At 58.5% G+C, this 23,342-nt stretch carries 30 protein-coding genes; 27 read left to right on the top strand and 3 right to left on the bottom strand.

Annotated features, from left to right (window positions below; translation table 11 throughout):
* The first annotated feature begins 79 nt into the window (after positions 1–79).
* From ON14_RS05860 to glmM, 15 genes are all read left to right on the top strand, one after another.
* Complete coding sequence (locus ON14_RS05860; protein ID WP_010203801.1) at positions 80–412, top strand: PTS sugar transporter subunit IIB; 333 nt, start codon at positions 80–82, stop codon at positions 410–412.
* Entirely contained in the window at positions 405–671 is a 267-nt protein-coding gene (locus ON14_RS05855) for an HPr family phosphocarrier protein (protein ID WP_010203800.1), read from the top strand. Before ON14_RS05860 ends, ON14_RS05855 begins: the two co-directional genes overlap by 8 nt.
* Positions 672–728: 57 nt before the next feature.
* Positions 729–2,276, top strand: a complete 1,548-nt coding sequence (locus tag ON14_RS05850) for a PTS mannitol transporter subunit IICB (protein ID WP_010203798.1) — start codon at positions 729–731, stop codon at positions 2,274–2,276.
* Positions 2,277–2,287: 11 nt separating this feature from the next.
* Positions 2,288–2,725, top strand: coding sequence for a PTS sugar transporter subunit IIA (locus tag ON14_RS05845; RefSeq protein ID WP_010203797.1), 438 nt, complete (start codon positions 2,288–2,290; stop codon positions 2,723–2,725).
* Positions 2,722–3,855 (top strand): mannitol-1-phosphate 5-dehydrogenase, encoded by a 1,134-nt coding sequence (locus tag ON14_RS05840; RefSeq protein ID WP_010203796.1) that lies wholly within the window; start codon positions 2,722–2,724, stop codon positions 3,853–3,855. The genes ON14_RS05845 and ON14_RS05840 overlap by 4 nt, the downstream gene beginning before the upstream one ends.
* 144 nt (positions 3,856–3,999) lie before the next feature.
* Positions 4,000–4,221, top strand: a complete 222-nt coding sequence (gene infA, locus ON14_RS05835) for a translation initiation factor IF-1 (protein WP_010203795.1) — start codon at positions 4,000–4,002, stop codon at positions 4,219–4,221.
* A gap of 76 nt (positions 4,222–4,297) precedes the next feature.
* A complete protein-coding gene (gene rpmJ / locus ON14_RS15420) occupies positions 4,298–4,414 on the top strand; it encodes a 50S ribosomal protein L36 (protein WP_010203794.1) in 117 nt (38 codons plus the stop codon).
* Positions 4,415–4,610: 196 nt separating this feature from the next.
* A complete protein-coding gene (gene rpsM / locus ON14_RS05830; RefSeq protein WP_009773101.1) occupies positions 4,611–4,985 on the top strand; it encodes a 30S ribosomal protein S13 in 375 nt (124 codons plus the stop codon).
* 51 nt (positions 4,986–5,036) lie between these two features.
* Entirely contained in the window at positions 5,037–5,435 is a 399-nt protein-coding gene (gene rpsK / locus ON14_RS05825; protein ID WP_009773100.1) for a 30S ribosomal protein S11, read from the top strand.
* A gap of 164 nt (positions 5,436–5,599) precedes the next feature.
* On the top strand, positions 5,600–6,595 hold the full coding sequence (locus tag ON14_RS05820; RefSeq protein ID WP_010203789.1) for a DNA-directed RNA polymerase subunit alpha: 996 nt from the start codon (positions 5,600–5,602) through the stop codon (positions 6,593–6,595).
* A gap of 38 nt (positions 6,596–6,633) precedes the next feature.
* On the top strand, positions 6,634–7,158 hold the full coding sequence (rplQ, locus tag ON14_RS05815) for a 50S ribosomal protein L17 (RefSeq protein ID WP_026037551.1): 525 nt from the start codon (positions 6,634–6,636) through the stop codon (positions 7,156–7,158).
* Between the two features lie 72 nt (positions 7,159–7,230).
* Positions 7,231–8,178 (top strand): tRNA pseudouridine synthase A, encoded by a 948-nt coding sequence (locus ON14_RS05810; protein ID WP_010203786.1) that lies wholly within the window; start codon positions 7,231–7,233, stop codon positions 8,176–8,178.
* Between the two features lie 174 nt (positions 8,179–8,352).
* On the top strand, positions 8,353–8,799 hold the full coding sequence (gene rplM / locus ON14_RS05805; protein ID WP_010203785.1) for a 50S ribosomal protein L13: 447 nt from the start codon (positions 8,353–8,355) through the stop codon (positions 8,797–8,799).
* A 41-nt stretch (positions 8,800–8,840) separates the two neighbouring features.
* A complete protein-coding gene (rpsI, locus tag ON14_RS05800) occupies positions 8,841–9,329 on the top strand; it encodes a 30S ribosomal protein S9 (RefSeq protein ID WP_010203784.1) in 489 nt (162 codons plus the stop codon).
* Positions 9,330–9,355: 26 nt separating this feature from the next.
* On the top strand, positions 9,356–10,717 hold the full coding sequence (gene glmM, locus ON14_RS05795) for a phosphoglucosamine mutase (protein ID WP_010203783.1): 1,362 nt from the start codon (positions 9,356–9,358) through the stop codon (positions 10,715–10,717).
* On the opposite strand, the gene coaA is transcribed toward glmM, so the two are convergent.
* Positions 10,714–11,673 carry a type I pantothenate kinase gene (gene coaA, locus ON14_RS05790; protein ID WP_010203782.1) on the bottom strand — a complete coding sequence of 320 codons (960 nt, stop codon included), beginning with the start codon at positions 11,671–11,673 and terminating at the stop codon, positions 10,714–10,716. The genes glmM and coaA overlap by 4 nt on opposite strands.
* A 44-nt stretch (positions 11,674–11,717) precedes the next feature.
* On the opposite strand from coaA, the gene glmS reads away from it, so the two are divergent.
* The 8 genes from glmS (at position 11,718) to ON14_RS05750 (ending at position 18,238) form a co-directional block, all read left to right on the top strand.
* Positions 11,718–13,568 (top strand): glutamine--fructose-6-phosphate transaminase (isomerizing), encoded by a 1,851-nt coding sequence (gene glmS, locus ON14_RS05785; RefSeq protein ID WP_010203781.1) that lies wholly within the window; start codon positions 11,718–11,720, stop codon positions 13,566–13,568.
* An 8-nt stretch (positions 13,569–13,576) separates the two neighbouring features.
* Positions 13,577–13,951 (top strand): holo-ACP synthase, encoded by a 375-nt coding sequence (locus ON14_RS05780; RefSeq protein ID WP_010203780.1) that lies wholly within the window; start codon positions 13,577–13,579, stop codon positions 13,949–13,951.
* Entirely contained in the window at positions 13,944–15,071 is a 1,128-nt protein-coding gene (gene alr, locus ON14_RS05775) for an alanine racemase (protein ID WP_010203779.1), read from the top strand. Before ON14_RS05780 ends, alr begins: the two co-directional genes overlap by 8 nt.
* Positions 15,068–15,673: a tRNA (adenosine(37)-N6)-threonylcarbamoyltransferase complex ATPase subunit type 1 TsaE gene (gene tsaE / locus ON14_RS05770; RefSeq protein ID WP_010203778.1), complete on the top strand. Its 606-nt coding sequence runs from the start codon at positions 15,068–15,070 to the stop codon at positions 15,671–15,673. Before alr ends, tsaE begins: the two co-directional genes overlap by 4 nt.
* A complete protein-coding gene (gene tsaB / locus ON14_RS05765) occupies positions 15,657–16,277 on the top strand; it encodes a tRNA (adenosine(37)-N6)-threonylcarbamoyltransferase complex dimerization subunit type 1 TsaB (RefSeq protein WP_010203776.1) in 621 nt (206 codons plus the stop codon). Before tsaE ends, tsaB begins: the two co-directional genes overlap by 17 nt.
* Positions 16,274–16,765, top strand: a complete 492-nt coding sequence (gene rimI / locus ON14_RS05760) for a ribosomal protein S18-alanine N-acetyltransferase (RefSeq protein WP_010203774.1) — start codon at positions 16,274–16,276, stop codon at positions 16,763–16,765. The genes tsaB and rimI overlap by 4 nt, the downstream gene beginning before the upstream one ends.
* Positions 16,766–16,820: 55 nt before the next feature.
* Positions 16,821–17,852 carry a tRNA (adenosine(37)-N6)-threonylcarbamoyltransferase complex transferase subunit TsaD gene (gene tsaD, locus ON14_RS05755; RefSeq protein WP_010203773.1) on the top strand — a complete coding sequence of 344 codons (1,032 nt, stop codon included), beginning with the start codon at positions 16,821–16,823 and terminating at the stop codon, positions 17,850–17,852.
* 101 nt (positions 17,853–17,953) lie between these two features.
* Entirely contained in the window at positions 17,954–18,238 is a 285-nt protein-coding gene (locus ON14_RS05750) for a DUF4190 domain-containing protein (RefSeq protein WP_010203772.1), read from the top strand.
* A gap of 138 nt (positions 18,239–18,376) precedes the next feature.
* On the opposite strand, the gene ON14_RS05745 is transcribed toward ON14_RS05750, so the two are convergent.
* On the bottom strand, positions 18,377–18,766 hold the full coding sequence (locus tag ON14_RS05745; protein ID WP_010203771.1) for a hypothetical protein: 390 nt from the start codon (positions 18,764–18,766) through the stop codon (positions 18,377–18,379).
* A 13-nt stretch (positions 18,767–18,779) separates the two neighbouring features.
* Between ON14_RS05745 and ON14_RS05740 the strand changes: the two genes are divergently transcribed.
* The gene (locus ON14_RS05740) at positions 18,780–19,184 is read left to right on the top strand and encodes a DUF4190 domain-containing protein (RefSeq protein ID WP_010203770.1); all 405 of its coding nucleotides are present in this window, start codon (positions 18,780–18,782) and stop codon (positions 19,182–19,184) included.
* Here ON14_RS05740 and ON14_RS05735 read toward each other — a convergent pair.
* Entirely contained in the window at positions 19,181–20,383 is a 1,203-nt protein-coding gene (locus ON14_RS05735; protein WP_010203769.1) for a class I SAM-dependent methyltransferase, read from the bottom strand. The two genes, ON14_RS05740 and ON14_RS05735, sit on opposite strands and share 4 nt — an antisense overlap.
* 135 nt (positions 20,384–20,518) lie before the next feature.
* On the opposite strand from ON14_RS05735, the gene groES reads away from it, so the two are divergent.
* The 3 genes from groES to ON14_RS05720 all read left to right on the top strand — a co-directional run bounded on the left by groES (position 20,519) and on the right by ON14_RS05720 (position 23,222).
* Positions 20,519–20,815 carry a co-chaperone GroES gene (gene groES, locus ON14_RS05730; RefSeq protein WP_021809375.1) on the top strand — a complete coding sequence of 99 codons (297 nt, stop codon included), beginning with the start codon at positions 20,519–20,521 and terminating at the stop codon, positions 20,813–20,815.
* Between the two features lie 118 nt (positions 20,816–20,933).
* Complete coding sequence (gene rarD, locus ON14_RS05725; protein WP_010203768.1) at positions 20,934–21,881, top strand: EamA family transporter RarD; 948 nt, start codon at positions 20,934–20,936, stop codon at positions 21,879–21,881.
* Between the two features lie 57 nt (positions 21,882–21,938).
* Positions 21,939–23,222, top strand: coding sequence for an ABC transporter substrate-binding protein (locus ON14_RS05720; protein WP_010203766.1), 1,284 nt, complete (start codon positions 21,939–21,941; stop codon positions 23,220–23,222).
* Positions 23,223–23,342: the final 120 nt, after the last annotated feature.

Here is a 23,342-nt window from a genome sequence, read left to right as displayed (position 1 = left end):
CTATTGGAAGTCATCGGCCCACTCGCGTCACGATAGAGATCGGAACAAGTTCGAGTGGTGCTCGCGAGGAGGCGACGACATGTCATCAGTGCTGGTTGTTTGTGGTGCAGGCGCGTCGAGCACCTTTCTTGCGCAGGCACTTCGCCGCCAAGCGGCTGTGCGTGGCATCGAGCACACCTTCACACCCGCCAGTGTTTCTGCCCTAACGATGCCGCTGGCTTCGGTGGATTTCGTACTGATGAGTTCCCATGTCGCTGGTTTCTTTGACCAAGCAAAAACGGCGGCCGAACTCATTGGCGCAATTGCGCTGCAATTGCCCGCTGTGGGCTTCACTCCCGCAGGCGCGGATGTTGCGCTCGATCTTCTTGGTTCTGTCCCTCAGGAAACAACAGAAAGTGGCAATCATGGCTGAACACACTCTTAACGTCGCATCCTCGCACGGGCTTCACGCCCGGCCAGCGTCGCTCTTCACGCAGGCTGCCGCAGCATCCGGTCTCGCGGTCACCATCTCGAAGGGGGACAAGTCGGTCAACGCGGCAAGCATTCTGAGCGTGATTTCTCTCGGTGTCGGCCACGGCGATGAAGTCACCATCGCTGCAGAAGGCGAAGGCGCCGATGCCGTCATTGCTGAGCTCACCGAAATTCTTAGTACCGATCACGATGAAAGCTAATCGTGTTCGTTCGCTTCCCTCGCAGTATCCCAACATCACAGATATCGGAGTAAAACCATGACAACGTCGTCAACTACTGCCAAGTCGGGCGGTGCACGCGTAGGCGTGCAAAAATTCGGCACATTCGTCAGCGGAATGGTGATGCCAAATATTGCGGCCTTCATCGCGTGGGGCTTCATTACCGCTTTGTTCATTCAGACCGGATGGTTGCCGTTGCTCGGCATTGATGCGACTTGGGTGCAGCAACTCGGCGGTTGGAGCTCCGATCCAGACGTGGTCAACGTTGGGCTTGTCGGCCCGATGATCACGTACCTGCTTCCGCTGCTCATTGCGAACACGGCCGGACGTATGGTCTACGGAACGCGCGGTGGCGTTGTTGCCACGATCGCTACCGTTGGCGTCATCGTCGGTGCCGGTATTCCGATGTTCCTCGGTGCGATGCTGGTTGGTCCTAGCTCCGCGTGGGTTATGAAGAAGATTGATGCACTGTGGGCGGGCAAGATTCGCCCAGGCTTCGAGATGCTTGTTGATAACTTCTCCGCCGGAATCGTGGCCATGTTGATGGCAATTGCATCCTTCTTTGTGATTGCACCGATTGTTACTGCGATCAGCAACGGTCTCGAGTCGATCATTGGCTTCCTCGTCGATAATCAGCTGCTTCCGCTCGCTAGCGTGTTCGTGGAGCCCGGCAAGATTCTCTTCCTCAACAACGCGATCAACCACGGTGTCTTCACACCGCTGGGAACCTCTGAGTCGCTGGAAAAGGGACAGTCGATTCTCTTCCTGATCGAAGCGAACCCTGGCCCCGGACTCGGAATCCTGTTGGCGTTCTTGGTATTCGGTGTTGGACTGATGCGCGCAAGTGCTCCCGGTGCGATTCTGATTCAGTTCGTCGGTGGTATTCACGAGATCTACTTCCCCTACGTTCTTGCGAAGCCGCTTCTGGTGGTTGCAGCAATCGCTGGTGGAGCAACTGGAGTTCTCACGAACGTCATCTTCCAGTCGGGACTCCGCGCTCCGGCCTCACCGGGATCGATCATCGCGGTTCTGGCGCAAACTCCTCCCGGAAGTTTTGTCGGCGTAATTCTGTCGGTAATTTTCTCGGCTGGTGTCTCGTTCGCCGTCGCTGCTGTCATCATCCGCTCCGGCCGTAAGCGTGACCTTGAGGCTATGGCTGCGGGAGACGACGCACTTGCTGCTGCTGTTGCCAAAAACGAGGCAAACAAGGGTCGCGGAAGCTCAGTAGGAGACCTGCTCAACACTGGTGCTGCCGGTACCGCTGGCGCTGCTACTGGTGCTGCTGCCGCTACTACCTCGACCGCAACGAAGATCCAGAATGTTGTGTTCGCTTGCGACGCTGGCATGGGATCAAGCGCGATGGGAGCCACGGTTCTGCGCAACAAGTTCAAGAAGGCCGGCATCGAAGGTGTCAATGTCACCAACAAGGCGATTGCCAACCTCGATGGTTCGGAAGATCTCATCATCACCCAGAACCAGCTGACGGAACGCGCCAGCGAGAAGGTTCCCGGCGCAATCCATGTTTCAGTTGATAACTTCATGAACAGTCCGAAATACGATGAAGTCGTCGACATGGTGAGCAAGTAACAGGAGAAATCATGAGCAAGGTACTCGAGCTAAACCAGATCAAAGCGGCTGGCACCGCCCGCAACAAAGAGGAAGCAATCGCTGAGGCGGCTGAAATCCTCATTGCTGCTGGCGCGGTAACGCCCGAGTACCTTGGCTTTATGAAGGCCCGTGAAGAGATGACCTCTACCTTCATGGGTAACTTCTTGGCCATCCCGCACGGCACGAACGAGGGCAAAGACACGATCTTGTCGTCTGCGCTCTCGTTCGTGCGGTACGCGGATCCCCTCGATTGGGACGGCAATGAGGTCCGTTTCGTCGTCGGCATCGCCGGCAAAGACGGTGGCCACATGGACACCCTCGCAGCCGTTGCCACAATCTTTAGCGACAATGACGAAGTTCAGAAGCTCATCGATGCTTCTGGCGAAGACGAACTTCTCGCTCTTCTCGCTGAATTGAACAACGCATGAAGGCCGTGCACTTCGGAGCCGGCAACATTGGCCGTGGTTTCGTCGGGTTGATCCTGCACAAGGCTGGTTACGAGATTGTTTTCGCGGATGTCGCGGCAGAGCTCATTGATAGCCTCGCCGCCGCCGACAGCTATCAGGTGCACGAAGTGGGGGCTGAACCTCACACGTGGACCGTCGACAACTTTCGCGCCCTGAACAGCGCAACCCATGAGGCGGCAGTGGTTGCCGAGATCGCTACGGCCGAGATGGTTACGACCGCTGTCGGCCCTAACATCCTCAAGTTTGTTGCTCCACTTATTGCTCAAGCCATCAAGGCACGCTCTGGAGACCTCGCACCGTTGCAGGTTTTGGCGTGTGAGAATGCCCTTTATGCCACGAACAATCTGAGATCAGAGATCGCGGTGGCGGTGGATGACGAAACTCTTGCCACCAAAGCAATTTTCGCTAACACCGCTGTCGATCGCATCGTTCCGGCTCAAGACCCGGCTGCGGGCCTCGACGTCACCGTTGAAGACTTCTTTGAGTGGGCGGTCGAGAGCGGTCCCTTCGGAGATAGCATCCCCGAGATCGCTGATGTGCATTTTGTGGCCGATCTTGAACCATTCATCGAGCGCAAGCTCTTTACCGTGAACACTGGCCACGCGACGCTCGCGTATCACGGTCGCGTTCACGGGGCGCAGACATTGTCAGAGGCGATAGCGATCGCCGAGGTTGCCGGCGAAGTTGACGCGGTGCTCGCTGAGACCAGCTCAATGTTGATCGCAAAACACGGCTTCGATGCTGCCGATCACGCAACTTACGTAAGCAAGTGCATCCGTCGCTTCAGCAACCCTCACTTGCCCGACACACCCGAGCGCGTCGGTCGCAGTCCCTTGCGCAAGCTATCGCGCAACGAACGCTTTATTAGCCCTGCAGAAGAATTGGCATCGACAGGGGCAACGCCGAGTGCGCTTCTGCGTGCGATCGGTGCTGCCTTGCAGTTTGATGTGGCTGAGGACCCCGAAAGTGTGCGGATGATGGAACTGCGCTCTTCGCTTTCGGCTGAAGATTTTGTGGCCCAGGTGATGGGATTGCACGACGGCGATTCGCTCTACGCGGATGCCGTCGAAACTGTGAAGGCGCAATCTTAGCCCCAACTTGGCGAAACGCCCGGGATTAGCGTAGGCTTGATCCTTGGTGTTTAGGGCCGATTTTTTCGTGCCTTGGTTTTCTCGAAAGCCACTCGCCACAATCCACGCAGACCAGCGAACTCCACTTATAGCGACGAAGAGGCTATGGCCAAAAAAGACGGTGTCATTGAGATTGAAGGAGCAGTAGTCGAAGCTCTGCCCAACGCGATGTTTCGTGTTGAGTTGACCAACGGCCACGTAGTGCTCGCTCATATCTCCGGCAAAATGCGACAGAACTACATTCGAATCCTTCCGGAAGACCGTGTGGTTGTCGAGTTGAGCCCATATGACCTGACTCGCGGCCGCATCACCTACCGCTACAAATAGAGATCGCCGGAAAGTAACGTCTGCTTTTCCTTTGCAGGATTAGTGGAACGAAGACAGCGATTCACAAGGAAAAATAATGAAGGTTAACCCCAGCGTTAAGCCCATGTGCGACCATTGCCGCGTAATTCGCCGCAACGGACGCGTCATGATCATCTGCAAGTCGAACCCGCGCCACAAGCAACGCCAGGGCTAAAGCTTCTGCGAGCAGATCGCACAGCTGCAGGGGTGGGGCGAGCGATCGCCACACACCACAGCAAAAATAACTGAATATAGCTAAATAGCAACACCAGATCCGCCACTTGCGTAAGTGAGAAACGGGGACACCACCGGTTGGAGGCCGGTGCACAGGTGCTGCTACAGACCTCCACTCATTAACAGGAGAAGCCACTATGGCACGTCTAGCCGGCGTCGACATCCCACGCGACAAGCGTGTAGAGGTCGCACTGACTTACATTTACGGTGTTGGCCGCACGAGGGCACTCAAAACCCTCGCCGACACACAAATCAGCGGAGAAATTCGCGTTCACGATTTGACTGATGACCAGCTCATCGCTCTTCGTGACTACATCGAAGGAAACTTCCAAGTAGAAGGTGACCTCCGTCGTGAGGTCGCAGCAGACATTCGCCGCAAGGTTGAAATCGGCAGCTACCAGGGTATCCGTCACCGCAAGGGACTGCCCGTTCACGGACAGCGCACGAAGACCAACGCTCGTACCCGCAAGGGCCCGAAGCGCACCGTAGCCGGCAAGAAGAAGGCCCGATAGACCCTGGGTTAAACCCCAGCGTCGTCGCCATCAAAGTTTTAGGAGAAAACAATGGCAGCACCAAAATCGGCCGCTCGTAAGCCGCGTCGTAAAGAGAAGAAGAACGTTGCAGTGGGCCAGGCTCACATCAAGTCAACGTTCAACAACACCATCGTGACCATCACTGACCCCACCGGCGCAGTTCTTGCCTGGTCGTCGTCAGGTGTTGTCGGTTTCAAGGGTTCGCGCAAGTCGACCCCTTATGCCGCACAGATGTCTGCTGAGTCGGCTGCACGCCAGGCTCAGGAGCACGGTGTCAAGAAGGTTGACGTTTTCGTCAAGGGACCGGGTTCGGGTCGCGAAACTGCGATTCGCTCGCTGCAGGCTGCCGGCCTCGAAGTGGGTTCGATCAACGACGTAACACCGCAGACGCACAATGGTTGCCGTCCGCCGAAGCGTCGTCGCGTTTAGTTTCACGCCGTACTAGCGAGGCAACTCGTTAGTGCTGGCGTCGTAGCGAGGGCCGCTCGCGGCCCTCGCTCACAGCTCCAGCGCACAACTCAATAAAACGTCGGGCCAGCCACCCGTCGCCCACAAGTGTCATATAGCGGACACTTTGCCGAAAGGAATCACCAGTGCTCATTGCACAGCGTCCCACCCTTGCTGAGGAGAACATCTCCGAATTCCGTTCACGGTTCGTCATTGAGCCGCTCGAACCTGGTTTCGGTTACACCCTCGGAAACTCCATCCGCCGTACCCTTCTTTCGTCGATCCCCGGAGCCGCTGTTACCAGCATCCGTATCGATGGAGTTCTTCACGAGTTCAGCACCGTAGCCGGTGTAAAAGAAGATGTCACTGAGGTCATTCTCAACATCAAGAACCTCGTTGTATCGAGCGAGCACGACGAGCCAATCACCGCTTACCTGCGCAAGCAGGGTGCTGGCGAAGTTACCGCCGCTGACATCTCCGCACCTGCTGGTGTCGAGATTCACAACCCGGAGCTCGTTATCGCAACGCTCAATGAGAAGGCCAAGTTTGAACTTGAGCTGACCATCGAGCGTGGCCGTGGTTACGTCACCGCAACTCAGAACCGCAGCGAATTCAGCGAAGCCGGCCAAATTCCGGTCGACTCGATTTACTCGCCCGTACTCAAGGTCACTTACCGTGTCGAGGCAACTCGTGCCGGTGAGCGCACTGACTTTGACCGCCTGGTGGTGGATGTCGAAACTAAGTCGGCAATCACTCCTCGTGACGCCATCGCTTCAGCCGGTCGCACGCTGACCGAGCTGTTCGGACTCGCTCGCGAACTCAACACCGCCGCTGAGGGCATTGAGATTGGTCCTGCTCCGGTTGACGCCGTGCTTTCGACCGAGCTCAGCATGCCGATCGAAGATCTTGATCTTTCGGTGCGCAGCTACAACTGCCTCAAGCGCGAAGGCATCAACACCGTCAGTGAACTGGTTGCTCTTTCCGAGACCCAGCTCATGAACATCCGTAACTTCGGTCAGAAGTCGGTTGATGAAGTACGCGACAAGCTCGTTGAGATGGGACTGTCGTTGAAAGACAGCGTTCCCGGATTCGACAGCGCGCACTTCTACGGCGGATACGCCGACGACGAGACCAACGCTTGAGCCACTGGCTCGAACCTTTGACACTGGAGAATTAGAAAATGCCTACACCTACTAAGGGCCCGCGTCTCGGCGGTGGACCGGCGCACGAGCGCCACATGCTCGCCAACTTGGCCGCAGCCCTGTTTACACACAAGAGCATCAAGACAACGGAAATGCGTGCCAAGCGCCTGCGTCCCGTTGCTGAGCGTCTGATCACGTTCGCGAAGAAGGGTGACCTGCACAACCGTCGCCGCGCGCTCGGAATCATTGGCGACAAGACCGTCATCCACGAACTCTTCACGGTCATCGCACCGCAGGTTGAGAACCGCGATGGTGGCTACACCCGCATCACGAAGCTTGGTTTCCGCAAGGGAGACAACGCTTCAATGGTTCAGATGGAGCTCGTACTCGAGCCCGTTACACCTAAGAAGAAGTCGCCTAAGGCCGCTGCTAAGGCAGAACCGAAGGCCGCTGCAGAAGAGCCCGCCGTCGAGGAAGCTCCCGTTGAAGAAGTAGCAACTGAAGACGTAGCCGTAGAGGCTCCTGCTGAGGATGCTGCTGCAGAGACTGCAGAAGAGAAGTAACTTTCTTCGTAAGAGAAAACCCCGGTTCCGCTTCGTGCGGACCGGGGTTTTTTCGTGAAATAGGATTGAATAATGGATCAGCTGACACCCGCCGATTCGGCCACCGAGCCAATCGTTGACCCCGAACTCAGCGATTTTCTTGATCCTTCGAAGACTCGGCTTCGGCTGGACATCTCGTACGATGGCACAAATTTTTTTGGCTGGGGAAAACAGCCGGTGCTCCGCACGGTTCAGGGCACAATCGAAGACGCGCTTAGAGTCATATTTCGCCGTTTCGGTGTGATCCCCACTCTCGTCGTGGCGGGCCGAACGGATGCTGGCGTGCACGCGAGTGGCCAGGTCGCTCATCTCGATCTCACAGAAGCGCAGCTGCACAGCCTCGACCGCCCGCGCCGCGGGAATATGGGCGGAAAGCGGTACGATGGCCCGGCATCTTTGGCTCGACGAATCAACGGCATCGCGGGGTTGGAAGCAGACATTCACGTGTCTAGTTCAGAGATCGCTGCTGCTGGTTTTGATGCGCGTTTTTCACCACTGTGGCGCCGTTACGAGTATCGGATCGCTGACAACGAGTCGCCGCGGGATCCGCGTTATCGCAACCATACGGTCTGGTATCCAGCGACGCTCGATGTCGAAGCAATGAACGTCGCGGCCAATGAGCTGCTCGGTCTCCATGATTGGGCGGCGTACTGCAAACCGCGTGAAGGGGCATCGACGGTGCGCTGGCTTGAGCATTTCAGTTGGCGCCGAAACGAAGAGGGCATCATCGTCGCCGAAGTTCGGGCGGATGCTTTTTGCCACAGCATGGTTCGCTCTTTGGTCGGCGCTGGCGTTTTCGTCGGTCAGGGCAAGCTTGAGATCGCGCGCCCTGTCGAAATTCGAGATGAGCGATCTAAGGGGAGTGAGTACAAGGTCATGCCGGCCAAAGGGCTCACTCTTGTTGAGGTGGGCTATCCGCCAGACGAAGGTCTGGCCGCGCGGGCAGAACTCACGCGATCGCATCGCGCTCCAATGGATTAGCGAAAGTCGGCCGTTTGCCGCGTCGGCAAAGTTCGGCTAGAGTTGACCCTTGGTGTCTGCGCTATAAGAGCGCGGCATCCGATCATGAGCCCTCCACCGGCATTGTTTCGTTTGAAATAACCATCGGAGCGGGATTCACGAACACCTCACTCGATCAATGAAAGCAGCACTATTGTGACGCGTACATATTCGCCCAAGCCCGAAGACGTCAAGCGGGAATGGGTCATCATCGACGCCGCCGACATCGTTCTCGGCCGTCTCGCCAGCCACGCAGCCATCTTGCTCCGTGGAAAGCACAAGGCCACCTTTGCTCCTCACATGGACATGGGTGACTTCGTCATCATCATCAACGCTGAGAAGGTTGCCCTCACCGGTTCCAAGCTCGCGAAGAAGAAGGCTTACCGCCACTCCGGTTACCCGGGTGGGCTCACGGCCACCACGTACTCCGAGATGTTGGAAAAGCACCCCACTCGTGCGGTTGAAAAAGCCGTCCGCGGAATGCTCCCCAAGAACTCACTCGGTCGCGCTCAGCTCTCCAAGCTGAAGGTCTACGCCGGCACTGAGCACCCTCACGCTGCTCAGCAGCCAACTCCGTACACCCTCACCCAGGTCGCTCAGTAGCGCCCGCGCTTTACTAAGCAAAGATAAAAGGACTTATTACAGTGGCTAAGATCGAAGATTCAATCACCGAGGGTGCACCCGAGTCGTACACGACCGAGTCGGCAGCAGTTGAGGCGCCCAGCGCACCTCGCCCCGTTCTCACCGTTCCCGGCGCAGCCGTCGGACGTCGCAAGCAGGCAATCGCCCGCGTGCGTCTCGTTCCCGGTTCGGGAACGATAACGGTCAACGGCCGTGAGCTCGCCGAGTACTTCCCCAACAAGCTTCACCAGCAGCTCATCAACGACCCGTTCAAGGTTCTTGACCTGCTCGGCGGTTACGACGTAATCGCACGCATCACCGGTGGTGGCCCCTCGGGCCAGGCCGGCGCACTGCGTCTCGGTATTTCTCGTTCGCTCAACCAGATTGACGAAGAGAACAACCGTGCGATCCTCAAGAAGGCTGGCTTCCTTACCCGTGACGCTCGCGTCAAGGAGCGTAAGAAGGCTGGACTCAAGAAGGCCCGTAAGGCTCCGCAGTTCTCGAAGCGCTAACCCGCTTTCCCTGCTAGCGGCAACGCATGGCGCGTCTTTTTGGTACAGATGGTGTTCGTGGACTCGCGAACAGTGATCTTACTGTCGAGCTTGCGCTCGGCCTGGCTCAGGCGGCAGCAGTCGTACTGGGCCAAGGTCGGGTTGCTGACGGTCGGCGCGCTTCAGGCCGCCGACCCGTCGCAGTTGTTGCACGCGACCCCCGCGTATCCGGCGAATTTATTTCCGCCGCAGTATCCGCGGGGCTCGCGAGCTCGGGCGTCGATGTCTTCGACGCCGGAGTAATCCCCACCCCGGCAGCAGCATTCCTCGTTGCCGATTTTAAAGCCGACCTCGGAGTCATGATCTCCGCGTCGCACAATCCCGCCCCCGACAACGGAATCAAATTCTTTGGTCAGGGCGGCACCAAACTTCCCGATGAGGTCGAAGACCGCATCGAAGCAGCTCTTGCCGCGCCGAGCCTGGCTCCCACTGGCGTTGAGGTTGGTCGCATCCGCCGTTTTGCTGATGCTGAAGACCGTTACGTCGTGCACCTATTGTCGACTCTGCCGAACCAGCTCGGTGGTCTACACGTCGTGCTCGACTGCGCTCACGGCGCAGCATCCGGCGTCTCGCCACAGGTGTTCACGGATGCCGGAGCCAAGGTGACCGTGATTGGTGCTGACCCTGACGGGATCAACATCAATGAGGGTGTGGGGTCGACGCACCTCGACAATCTTGCCGCTGCAGTTCTCGCGCACGGCGCCGATATCGGTATCGCCCATGACGGTGACGCCGATCGTTGTCTCGCCGTGGACAAAGACGGCAAGGTCGTCGATGGCGATCAAATCATGGCAATTCTCGCTGTGTCTATGGCGGAACGCGGCGTCCTTCAGGACCGCACCTTGGTTGCCACAGTGATGAGCAACCTGGGGCTTCGTCGCGCAATGGCTGAGCACAACATTAAGATGCTCGAGACCAAGGTTGGCGACCGCTACGTGCTTGAAGCACTCGGTGAGCACAGTCTTTCGCTCGGTGGCGAGCAGTCTGGTCATGTCATCATGACCAAATTTGCTACCACCGGTGACGGCATTCTCACAGGGCTCCATTTGGTAGCGGAGATGGAACGCACGGGAAAGACTCTTGCTGAGTTGGCTTCGGTAATGACGGTCTATCCCCAAGTTCTTGAGAATGTTCGTGGCGTTGACCACCACTCGCTAGGCTCCGACACCGTGATTGCTGACGCGGTCGCGGCAGTCGAGACTGAACTTGGTGACTCAGGGCGCGTACTCCTGCGCGCATCCGGCACTGAACCTATGGTTCGGGTGATGGTTGAGGCAGAGCACCACGAGATCGCGCAACAGATGGCGGAACGCCTCGCTGCCGTAGTTCGTGCTCAGCTCGGACGCTAGGTCCTACGCAGCAACACTTTCGACACAGCATGGTTGGTGTCTTTGCGCAGGATCAGCGACGCTCGTGGCCGCGTTGGCCGAACGTTCTGGATGAGGTTGGGCTCGTTAGTCCGCTTCCACACTTCTTGAGCGCGTGCCCGTGCCGCAGCCTCGTCGAGGTCAGCAAAGCGGTGAAAGTATGATCGCGGATTGCTGAACGCGCCGCGTTGCAGCCGGAGGAAACGTTCCTCGTACCACCGCGCGATGTCGCTGGTGCGAGCATCCACATAGATGGTGAAGTCAAAGAGATCGCTCACGGCGAGGCTTTTGCCGGTGGTGGGTGGCTGTAAAACGTTGAGGCCCTCGACGATGAGCACGTCGGGTTTGCGCACCGTGACGGCGGCATCGGGAACGATGTCATACGCCAGATGGGAATAGAACGGAGCTCGTACCTCCCGCTCACCCGCCTTGATTTTGCTGACAAATCGCAAGAGCGCTCGGCGGTCGTAGCTTTCGGGGAATCCTTTTCTTTCGAGGATGCCGCGACGCTCAAGCTCGGCGTTGGGATGCAAGAAACCGTCTGTGGTGATGAGCTCAACCCGAGGAGTGCCTTCCCAGCGGGAAAGGAGCTCACGCAGGAGGCGCGCGATGGTGGACTTGCCGACCGCCACAGAACCGGCGACTCCGATTACGAAAGGCGTGCTGGTGGTCGTCGCGCCCAAGAATTTGGTGGACGCGGCATGCAGCCTTTGCGCGTTTTCGGCATAAAGGTTGAGCAGGCGGCTGAGGGGGAGATAGACCTCAGCAACTTCGGTGAGATCGAGTTCATCGCCGAGCCCGCGCAGCTCTATGAGCTCCGCTTGGGTGAGAGGAACTTCCATTTTTGGCGCAAGGTCAGCCCAATCGCTCCGATCGATTTCGAGAAAGGGAGAGATATGACCGTGTGCGGAGCCGTTTTCATGCATCGTGTTCATCATATCTGCGCACGGTTACCCAGCTTGGGCAACTAAGCTCGTATTTCATGTGTGGAATTGTTGGTTACGTCGGTAACAACCAAAGCCTTGAGGTTCTCCTCGGCGGTCTTAAGCGTCTCGAATACCGGGGTTATGACTCCGCTGGTGTCGCTATCATTGACGACGCCGGAAAGTTGGGAACTCGCAAGCGTGCTGGCAAGTTGAAGATGCTGCTCGATGATCTCGATGAAAACCCCGTGCGTAACGGGGCGACGGGAATCGGCCACACTCGGTGGGCAACACACGGTGGCCCGACGGATGTGAATGCTCACCCACATCTGAGTAACGACCGCAAGCTTGCGCTCATTCACAACGGCATTATCGAGAACTTCTCTGAGCTGAAAAACGAGTTGCTTCTCGATGGCGAAACGTTCACGAGCGAAACTGACACTGAGGTTGCTGCAGTTCTCGTTGGCCGCGAATACAACAAGACCGGTGACCTCACTGCGGCAATGCGCGGCGTGGTCGCCCGTCTCGAGGGAGCTTTTACGCTTCTTGCCGTGCACGAAGACCAGCCCGGTGTTGTCGTCGGCGCTCGCCGCAACTCACCGCTGGTGATCGGTTTGGGCGATGGTGAAAACTTCTTGGGCTCCGACGTTGCTGCGTTTGTTGAGTTCACTCGCCGCGCTGTTGCTGTCGGCCAGGATCAAATTGTCACGATCCGCCCCGACACGGTTGTCATCACCGACTTTGATGGTAATGCCGTCGAGTTCGAAGAATTCGACATCGCTTGGGATGCTTCGGCCTCCGAAAAGGGTGGCTGGTCGAGCTTTATGGCTAAAGAGATCAGCGAAGAGCCGGATGCCGTAGCCAACACCATTCTTGGGCGCGTTCAGGATGGGCTGGTCAAGCTCACCGAATTCGAGCCTCTCGGTGACGAAATAATCGCAAACATCGACCGCATTGTTGTTATTGCGTGTGGAACTGCTGCGTATGCGGGAATGCTCGGCAAGTACGCCATCGAAGCGTGGGCGCGTGTCCCAGTCGACGTGGAGCTCGCTCACGAGTTCCGCTATCGCAACCCGATTTTGACCGACCGCACGCTCGTGATCTCGATAAGCCAGTCCGGCGAGACTATGGACACGCTCATGGCAGTCAAGTTCGCAATGGAGTCCGGCGCGAAGGTTGTCTCGGTGTGCAACACGCACGGCGCCACGATTCCGCGCGAGTCGCACGCTGTCGTGTACACGCATGCTGGCCCTGAGGTTGCTGTGGCATCCACGAAGGCCTTCGTCGCTCAGGTCACTGCGCTCTACCTCATCGGCCTTCACATTGCTGGCGTGCGTGGCACGCTCAGCGAGGACGAAATCCGCCATAACGTTGCTGAGCTACAGGCTGTGCCCGACAAGATCTCTGAGGTTCTCGTTACCTCGCAGTCGATCAAGCAGCTGGCGCATTGGATGACGGACACCCAGTCGGTGCTCTTCCTCGGTCGCCACGTTGGCTATCCCATCGCCCTCGAGGGTGCCCTCAAGCTCAAGGAGCTCGCGTACATTCACGCTGAGGGCTTTGCCGCTGGAGAGTTGAAGCACGGCCCGATCGCGCTCATTGAACCTGGTCAGGTTGTCTTCGTGATCGTTCCTAGCCCTCGTGACCCCAACTCTTTGCACAAAAAGGTTGTCTCTAATATTCAAGAGATCCGTGCTCGTGGTGCTCGCGTTATTGCGATTGCCGAAAAGGGCGATGCTGCAGTCTTGCCATTTGCGGATGAGGTAATCCCGATTCCTTTGGCTGGTTCGTTCTTCGAACCGCTGCTCGCTGTCATTCCGCTGCACATTTTCGGTATGGAGCTTTCGGCAGCGAAGGGACTCGACGTCGACCAGCCTCGCAACCTCGCGAAGTCTGTCACCGTCGAATAGGTTTCAGCGTGATTGTGGGGATCGGTGTGGATGTCGTTGATATCGCCCGCTTCGAGCGCGCGTTGCAGCGCACTCCGACCCTCACCTCCCGCCTGTTCTCTGAGAGCGAACAGCTAAAGGATGGCGCGCCACGGCCACTCCGTTCACTGGCAGGCAGGTTCGCGGCAAAAGAGGCGCTCATCAAGGCACTGGGGGACTCCAGCGGTGTTACTTGGCACGACATACGCGTCATCGCTGATGCGCTCGGCAACCCCTCGTTCGAACTGCTCAATTCGACGAAGGTCATCGCCGACCGCCGCGGAATTACCTCCGTTCATTTGTCGATGAGCCACGACGCGGGTATCGCGATTGCGTACGTCGTTGCGGAAGGGCATCGTGACTGACCTTCGACTTGCCACGATCAGCACCGGTGCCATCAGCCACAACGTTGAAACACTGCGCGCCCTAGTAGCCCCCGCCCAGGTGATGGCGGTTGTGAAGGCGAACGGCTACGGCCACGGAGCCATCGAAAGCGCACAAGCGGCGCTCGCGGGAGGTGCGCACTGGCTGGGTGTCGCCGACCTCAGCGAGGCCTTTGCGTTGCGAGATGCCGGCATCGACGCCCCGCTCTTGGCGTGGCTTCATCAACCAGGGGCAGCATTCAGCGAGGCCGTGCGGGCGAAAGTGGATCTCGGAATCAGCAGCATCGCACAACTCAGCGAAGTCGCCGCGGCGTCCGGGACCGCGCGGGTGCACCTCAAAGTCGACACGGGTTTGCACCGCAACGGAGCCGTGTTGAGCGATTGGCAGCGATTCTTCGAAGCTGCGGTGGCGCACGAACTCGCAGGCCGCATCCGCGTTCGCGGCATCTGGAGTCACTTGGCCAATGCGGGCGCCGAGCACGACGCCCAGCAAATTGACCAGTTCTCTGCAGCCTTGGCGATGGCCGAAGCGGTGGGATTGCGCCCAGAATTTCGTCATCTAGCGGCCTCAGAAGGGGCGATCAAATACGCCTCTGCACGTTTCGACTTGGTGCGACTCGGCATCAGTACCTTTGGGCTTGCACCCGCAGACGACGTGGATGCCGCAGCCCTCGGTTTGGTTCCGGCAATGACGCTCAGTGCCCCGGTGGTATCGGTAAAGCGTGCACTTGCGGGCGTTGGTGTTTCGTACGGTTTCGATTTCTATTGCGAGTCCGACACAACGCTGGCTCTTGTCCCTTTGGGCTACGGCGATGGTGTTCCGCGTCACGCCTCCAACCGCGGCCCGGTGACCATCAATGGGGCTCGAGGCCAGATTGCGGGCAGGGTGGCGATGGATCAGATCGTGGTCAACATGGGAGATGCTCCAGTGGCGATTGGCGATCGCGCGGTGCTCTTCGGCAACGTGGCCGGCTCCGCAGCTGATTCAGGAACAGCGAGCACAGTCCCGAGCGTTGACGAGTGGGCCGCCGCCGCAGAAACCATCAACTACGAGATCGTGACGCGTATCGGCAGCCGCGTAATTCGCAGGTACGAATCGTGACCACTTTCGTGATCGATTCCCCCGAAGAGATGGCTGAGCTCGGAACTATCGTTGCTCGACAGCTCGAAGCAGGAGACCTCGTACTTCTCAATGGGGAACTAGGCGCCGGTAAAACCACTCTTACGCGGGCGATCGGTGAGGCTCTCGGCATTCGCGGCACAGTCACGAGCCCGACCTTTGTTCTCGCTCGCACCCATCCGAGACTTGCCGCGTCCGCATCCGCATCCGCGTCCTTCCCTGGGGATGGGTCAACTCACCCGCACTTAAGCGCACCCAGCAACGCCCCGCGCGAGGAACCTATTGCTGAGTTGGCACCGCTCGTTCACATCGATGCTTACCGCCTGAGTACCGCCGTCGAGCTCGATGATCTTGACATCGATTTCGCAACCTCGATCGTTGTGGTCGAGTGGGGTGCCGGTTTGCTCGACGGGGTGAGTCCGTCATGGCTAAACGTTGACATTGTGCGGCCAACGGGCGCGGGCAATGCTGACGTGGCTGAGGATGATTTCGCCGAAGAGGCAATCGAACCGCGCACCGTGACGGTAACCGGATTCGGCCCCAAGTGGGCAGACATGGGGTGGCTTGATGTTCTTAGCGATTGATACCTCGGCGGGAACGAGCGTCGCGATCGTAGACGTGCAGGGAGTGGTGCGCGCCGAATGCGACTCTGCGGACACCCGCAAGCACGCTGAAGTGATCGGAGACTTCATCTACGGTTGCCTGACTGACGCAGGAATCACGGTAACCGACCTCACCGGTGTCGTCGCGGGGATGGGTCCAGGCCCGTTCACTGGTCTTCGCGTCGGCATCGTTGCTGCGCGTACCTTCGCTTTCGGCGCCGGGCTTCCGATCTATCCCGTGGTTACTCATGACGCCATCGCTTTCGGGGAAATTGAACCGGTGTTGATTGCTACAGATGCTCGCCGCGCAGAGTTCTATTGGTCGACCTATAGCGGCATGGACGACGTAGGTTTGCCGCTTCGTGCCGCGGGCCCCGCGTTGACAACAGCCGCCGAACTCGCCGCCCACGTACCAAACTTCGAGCACTACGTGCTGCGAGAAACTCCGACCGTGCGAGCTGCGAAACTGGCCGCTCTGGCCCAGCTCATGAAAACCCACAATCGGGATTTCGCCGGTGAAGAAGCCCTCTACCTGCGCTCGCCAGACATCAGTGTCTCTGCCGGACCGAAACGAGTAACCGCATGAGCTGGCAACTTCGCCGCGCCACCGTTAACGACCTCGATGCCATCATGGTGATTGAGTCGAGCGAGTTCGCCAATGATGCTTGGTCTGAAGACATGATGAGTGCTGAACTCGTCGATAACCATGGCTACTACTTGATCGCCCACCCGGTGGGGGAGCCTGGAAAAGTGACGGCATATGCCGGGTTGCGTGCACCGTTTCGTTCGGGTCAGGCCGACATCCAGACGATTGCTGTCGCACCGGATGCTCGACGCCACGGGATTGGGCGTGCACTGATGCACGCGCTCATGGTTGAAGCTCGGGATCGCGGCGCTGGAGAGCTCTTCTTGGAGGTTCGCGACGACAACCCGTCAGCGCAGCGGTTGTACGACTCGCTGGGTTTTGAGCGCATTGCTGTGCGCCCGAATTACTATCAGCCCGATGGAATCGACGCGATCGTCATGCGACTCACTATTCCGGAGCCGAAGCTTTCTCCGGCGGTGGGCGCATGAGTGCGCTCGCCTCAGTAAATCGGAGTCTGCCGAAAAACACGGCAGCCCCGCTAGTTTGGGAATCGAAACAAGTTGTGACGAAACCGGCATCGGTATTGTTCGCGGTAATCACTTGCTCGCCAATGTAATTTCGTCGTCGATGGATGAGCACGCTCGCTATGGCGGGGTTGTTCCTGAGGTCGCGGCTCGCGCCCATCTCGAGGCTATGCAGCCTGCACTGGAGCAGGCGCTCGCCGAAGCGGGAGTGGCGATAGGCGACATTGATGCGATTGCGGTCACGAGCGGGCCTGGGCTTGCGGGTGCGCTGATGGTCGGCGTTGCGGCAGCGAAGGCGCTCGCGGTTGCCACGGATAAACCGCTCTATGCAGTCAACCATCTCGTCGGACACGTTGGTGCTGACGTGTTGCGTGACGACGGAACTGAGATCGAGTTACCGACTATTGCGCTGCTCGTTTCTGGTGGTCATACTTCGCTGCTTCACGTGCGGAATCTGGTCTCCGATGTTGAATTGCTCGGCGAAACGATCGATGATGCGGCTGGCGAAGCGTTCGACAAGGTAGCCCGGCTGCTCGGGCTGCCGTATCCCGGCGGGCCGCAGATCGACCGGGTAGCAACCGGGGGAGACCCGCGAGCTATTCGTTTTCCCCGAGGGCTCAGTCGTGCAAAGGACATGGAGCACCACCGCTACGACTTCTCTTTTTCCGGTCTCAAGACGGCTGTGGCGCGCTGGGTCGAACGTGAGCAAGACGCTGGTGCAGACTTTTCGATCGCGGATGTCGCGGCGAGTTTTCGTGAAGCAGTAGTCGACGTTCTGTTAACAAAAGCGGTCGCAGCCTGCGTTGATCGCGGAGTACCTCGCCTGCTCTTGGGGGGAGGCGTCGTAGCGAATGCACGCGTACGAGAGCTTGCTCAGCAGCGATGCGATGAGGCGGGCATTCAGTTGAGGATTCCACCGCTGTCGCTATGTACGGATAACGGGGCAATGATCGCCGCGTTGGGCGCCCAATTGGTGATGGCAGGCAAGCCGCCGTCGACGCTCGACTTCAGCGCGGACTCGACTCTTCCTGTGACCCAAATACAGGCATGAAATCACGTTAGGCTCGAGTCGCGCCGCATTGACAGCGTTCTCTCAGCCTGAGAATATTGTCGCGCCGCTGTCAGTTTCACCAATATAAGGAGCACTTCGCCATGTCAGAACCCACGCCTTACGCCTCGACGCCTGTAGGCGCGCCGGTTGCCAAGTGGAACGTACTCTCCATCGTGTCGCTCGCGACGTCGGTCTTCTTTTTGCACATCGTGGGAATCATCACTGGGCACATCGCGCTGAGCCAGATCAAGAAGACCGGCGAACAGGGAAAGGTACTCGCCATTGTCGGTCTCGTTCTCGGTTACCTCGGCTTTGTTGCCGTTGCAATTTCCGTTCTGGCCGTCTTTGGCTTCGCTGCCGCGGGCATTTCTTCAACCTCGTACTAACTCTCGACTTCGTGAAGGGGCCCGCACGGTTGTGCGGGTCCCTTCATTGAGGTGCAGTTGCTAAAGTATGCGCATGGCTACCAACAACGCAGACGACGCAATCCCGTCGACCTCCACTCCCGCGACTCCGGCGGCTTCTCAATTGCCCAAGGCAAAAGCGACCCCGTCGGCGAAGAAGCCTGCGGCCAAGAAGCCTGCGGCCAAGAAGCCAGCGACTAAAAAGCCCGCTGCCAACATTCCGGCAGCCGCCCAGCCCGCGACCTCAACAACTTCTCCCGCGAAAACAGCGGCGCCAGCGGCCTCCGCTGCAGCGCCTGTTGCCGCGAAGACGTCGACAGCTAAGACCACGGCGACGAAGGCAACTGCGGCTAAGACCACCGCCGCTAAGCCAGCGGTCGCCGAGTCGACTCCATCAGTAAACTTGACCAAGTCGAGGGGCTCTGCCTCGGTTGCTGCGGCTCCTTCTAGCGCGGCCCCAACGCCACCGGTCGCCCCTGCTTCGTCTTCTGAAAATGCAGCTGCTAGCACGCCGAAAGCGCCGTTGTCCGCTCCGGCCGCTCCAGCAGAATATCGCGATCCGTACGCTGCTGCCAGCGGTACGCCGGTGGCCGGTTATGCCAGCGGAGCGACACCTGGTCAGGCGCCGTTCACGCCCGTTCCCGCTGGCCCGGCCCAGGGGCTCTCGATCGGCGCGATGGTCACCGGAATTTCGAGCGTGCTTTTGTCATTCATGCTTTTGGGCTTCTTGCCGGGCGTTGCTGCGGTTATTCTGGGCCATATCGCTCAGAAAAAGCAGCCGTATGCGCGCCCATTTTGGCTTACCGGCCTGATTACCGGCTACATCAGCGTTGCGATCGGATTGCTTTCCATCATCGCGGTGATAGTTGGAGTCGCCCTGTTTTGGGCAGGCGTCAGTCAACTAGATAACAGCAACTTCCGCTATTAGCTAGCCGCGTTTGCTAGCGCGGTGTTCACGCGCTGGGCGAGCAGCGCGCGACGTTTTCCCGCAACGCGGGTAAGTATTAATGTTGCGCTGTTCTCGCCTTTGAGCGAGAGCGACGTTCGAAAAGTTGCGGGGTCGATATCGACTCCGCGTTTTTTGATCTCGAGATTTCCTATCTTTCGCGTCGCCAATTCTTTCTTCAGCGAACGCTTGTCGAGAGCAAAGTCCGCCACAATTTCGAAGCAGGACGCGAATGGTGATGGCGTTGCCTCATCCGCGCTGAAGTAGGCGATGGAGGTGTCGAGCATCCGGCCATTTAGTTGGCGAGCGAGATCGCCAATGAGTCGGGCTCGGATGACCGCGCCGTCGGGTTCGAACAGAAATCGCCCGAGTTCTCCGGCAGCTTCGTCTTCGCTGTCGGCGGCTGCGGTGAGTTCAGCGGTGCCATGCTCTCCGATAACCAAGGCCGCACGTCGGATGCCGGGGCGTGCTACAGCACCAAACCACAGTCCTAATTCCACGACTTCGCGCCCCACAGAAATCCACTGGGCTTCGGCATTGTTGGGGATGAGATCGCGATCGATTCCGGGGCCGAGTTTGATGCCCGTGGGATACCGTTCGGCGAGACCGAAAGCGAAGTCAAGAGACGGGGTCCAGTCGGCGGGGTTGGTCAGCCGCACGCGGGCATCGCGGCGGGCCGGGTCGAGATAGATTCCGTCGATTCCGGTGAGGTCTGCTGACTCCGCGTCACCGTGGACTACTTGGGCATTGCTCCACGGGGCGAGGTTGAAGCTGGCAATGGCGGCGGTTGTTTCGTCGCGCTCAACGGCAGTGACGGAGAGGTCGAGCCCCGCCATCGCGAGAGCATCTGCTCCGATTCCGCAACCGAGGTCGGCTACCCATTTGACTCCTGCTTTCGAGAATCGACCGGCGTGCTGGGCGGCGACGGAGAGTCGCGTGGCTTGTTCGAGGCCGGCCTCGGTGAAGAGCATTCGCTCAGCGAAAGGGCCGAACTTGCTCACTGCCTTGGCGCGGAGTTTTGATTGACTGAGCACAGCAGCGACTAGACCCGCGCTGTGTCCCGCTTTTCGCAGTTCGGCGACGGTACGCACGATCTCGTCGTTGGAGTGCCATGTCGGCAGGGAGTCGAGAAGGCGAAGTCCCTCGGCCGAAAGCAGCTCGCGCAGTTCGCTCTGATTCATTCTCTAACCGTATCCGTATCCGTATCTGTCTTCGTATTGGCACTCACGTTGATCGAGTGCCAACCAAGCCGTATAGTTGATCTGGCACTCCTACAGGGAGTGTGCCAACCCAAGAACTTGAGAAAGAGGTCACACGTGTCGGTGTCCATTAAGCCGCTCGAAGATCGCATTGTTATCAAGCAGGTCGATGCAGAACAGACCACCGCGTCTGGGCTCGTCATTCCTGACACTGCGAAAGAGAAGCCCCAGGAGGGCGAAGTAGTCGCCGTAGGTCCCGGTCGCATCGATGACAACGGAAACCGCGTGCCGCTCGACATCGCCGTTGGCGATAAGGTTATCTATTCCAAATACGGCGGAACTGAAGTGAAGTACGGCGGAGACGACCTGCTCGTTTTGTCGGCTCGCGATGTGCTTGCTGTAGTAGTTCGCTAACGCGAATACGTAACTTCGCTGAACTTCACCGTTCGGCAGCGAAAAGCCCAGGGCCTCGGCCGTGGGCTTTTTTGCTGTTCGGATGTCGTTTGAGAAGGATTCACAGCCCTAAACTTTAGTGGTGTCTACGACTTCTCACTTGACCGACCGCGTATCTCCCAGCGGCCTCGGCTTTGCCGTATCGGCCTACGTCTTGTGGGGCGCGATGCCGATCGTGTTTTTCTCTCTTAAAGAGTCGGGCGCGATTGAAATAGTGGCCTGGCGCATCGTGCTGTCGCTCGTTTTTTGTGCCGCTCTTCTTCTAGTGACACGCGGCTACGGGCGGGTTCTGGCGATCATCCGTGACCGTAAAACATTCTGGAGCCTCGGACTCGGTGGCGCTCTCGTGGTCGTCAACTGGCTCATCTATGTCTATGCGAGCCTCAATGGTCACATCGTTGAGGCGTCACTGGGCTATTTCACGAATCCGATCGTCACCGTATTGCTTGGTGTGCTCATTCTTCGTGAGCGTCTGCGACCGCTGCAGTGGATTGCCCTCGGTATTAGTGCCGTTGCTGTGCTCGTTCTCGCGATGGGCTATGGCAGTTTCCCGTGGATTGCGCTGGGATTGGCGTTCAGTTTTGGGCTATACGGGTTGGTAAAAAAGAACGTCGGCCCCAAGGCGGATGCGCTCGGCGGCCTAGCAGTCGAGACCGCGTTCTTGGCGCCGATCGCGGTAATTGTGCTGCTGGTGTTGAGCGCGAATGGCACGCTCACCGTGGGGACCGTAACTACTGGCCACACTGTGCTGACCTTGTGTTTGGGCGCGATCACCGCGATTCCTTTGATCCTGTTTGCGGCGGCAGCGCGGCGGCTGCCCCTCACCTACATGGGGCTCGCACAATATTTGGCGCCGATCCTGCAGCTGATCGTCGGAGTCTTCATTTTTCACGAGGCGATGCCTCCGGAGCGGTGGTTGGGCTTCGCCATCGTGTGGGTTGCCTTGGCGATCCTTACGTTCGATCTCTTCCGGCACTCTTCTCGTACTCGGCTCGGTTCGGCTGCTGAAGCTCCGGGCGCCCCGTAGTATTCCTGTGAAGGTTCGTGGTCGCCCGAAGACTCACGCTCCGAGAGAGGCAGTTCAATGACGAGGTTTCGTGCGACTCTACGTCTGGTTGTTGCGGCATCGGTTGTCGTAACCTTGGCGGCGTGCACTTCGCCCGCACCGACAGCAGCGCCCGTTGTGGCGTCTGCTACTCCCACGCCTACCCCGGTGATCACTCCTTCGGGTGACGGCGTATTGCGCGTTGGTGCAATTTTTCCCACGAGCGGCACTTTTTCATTCCTCGCGGCGGCGCAAGCGGCGGGTGTCGCGACAGCAGTTAAAGAGATCAATGCGCTCGGGGGTGTGAACGGCCAACCGGTTGAGGTTGTTGCCGCAGACTCTGGTGAGGCGTCCGCTACCACGCTAGAGACCTCGTTCGCGACTCTCGTCTCCAAAGAGGTGGATGTCGTCGTAGGGCCGTCGTCTTCGGCCCTGGCGCAGCGCACTATCTCCTTGGCGATCGATGCAAAAATTCCCGTCATTTCTCCGGCGGCGACATTCTCAACGCTTACTGACGTGTTCGATGATGGCTATTTCTATCGCACGATTCCTGCCTACGACCAGCAAGGCTACGCGCTCGCAGAGGCGCTGGCGGGTGGAGAAACTCGGCAGCGCATCGCGTTCGTCTATATCGCTGACGCTCAGGGCTCGGCACTTCACGACACTTTCGTCACTGCGCTTGCCGACTATGATCGCGAACTTGTGGCCGACGAAGTCTTCACTGCATCGACGACCAGCTTCGATGCGATTGTCGCCAAGCTCAAGGCAGCTAAGCCTGATGTCGTCGTTGTTGGGGCGAACTATGACTCGGCAAAGGCATCGAACGCGGCCATTGCTGCCCTCGTGGCTGGAGGTTATGGGGCTGCCCACTTGTGGCTCACCTCGCTCAACACCGGTGACTACTCGCAGGCGTTTCCCAACGGCACGCTCAGCGGTGTTCGCGGCGTAATAGAGGGCGCGCAGCCCTCCGCCGAATTCATTGCGGCTCTCAAAACGGCTGACGCGAGTTTGTCGAGCTATCGCTATGCCATGGAAGCGTATGACGCGACAATGCTGGCGGCACTAGCCGCGCTCGTAGCGAAGGATGATGACAGTGAAGCGGTTGCCGGTTCGCTGTATGACGTCTCCAAGGGCGGAGTTAAGTGCTTGAGTTTCGCTGAGTGTTTAGAAGTGCTGAAAACTAACAACGACATTGATTACGACGGTGTCTCTGGCCCGGTTAATTTCACTCCCGACGGCGATATTGAGCCCGGATACTGGGGTTTCTACACCTACGACGGAGAAAACAAGTTCGTCTTTAACAGCGGTTCAATCGTCGGCTAGAACGGGTGCCGCCCGGATTGGGGGCGATATTTTGTCCCCCATTTGTGGTCGTTGAGTTCGTGTTTTGTGGTTTGAGCACTACCGTAACAATGCCGCTTTCTGTTTTGGGTGGCAGATAGG

The sequence above is a fragment of the Salinibacterium sp. PAMC 21357 genome, from assembly GCF_000247645.1.
Lineage (GTDB): Bacteria > Actinomycetota > Actinomycetes > Actinomycetales > Microbacteriaceae > Rhodoglobus.
The sequence above is the reverse complement of the archived record's forward strand: the minus strand, read 5'-3'. Positions and strand labels throughout refer to the sequence as shown.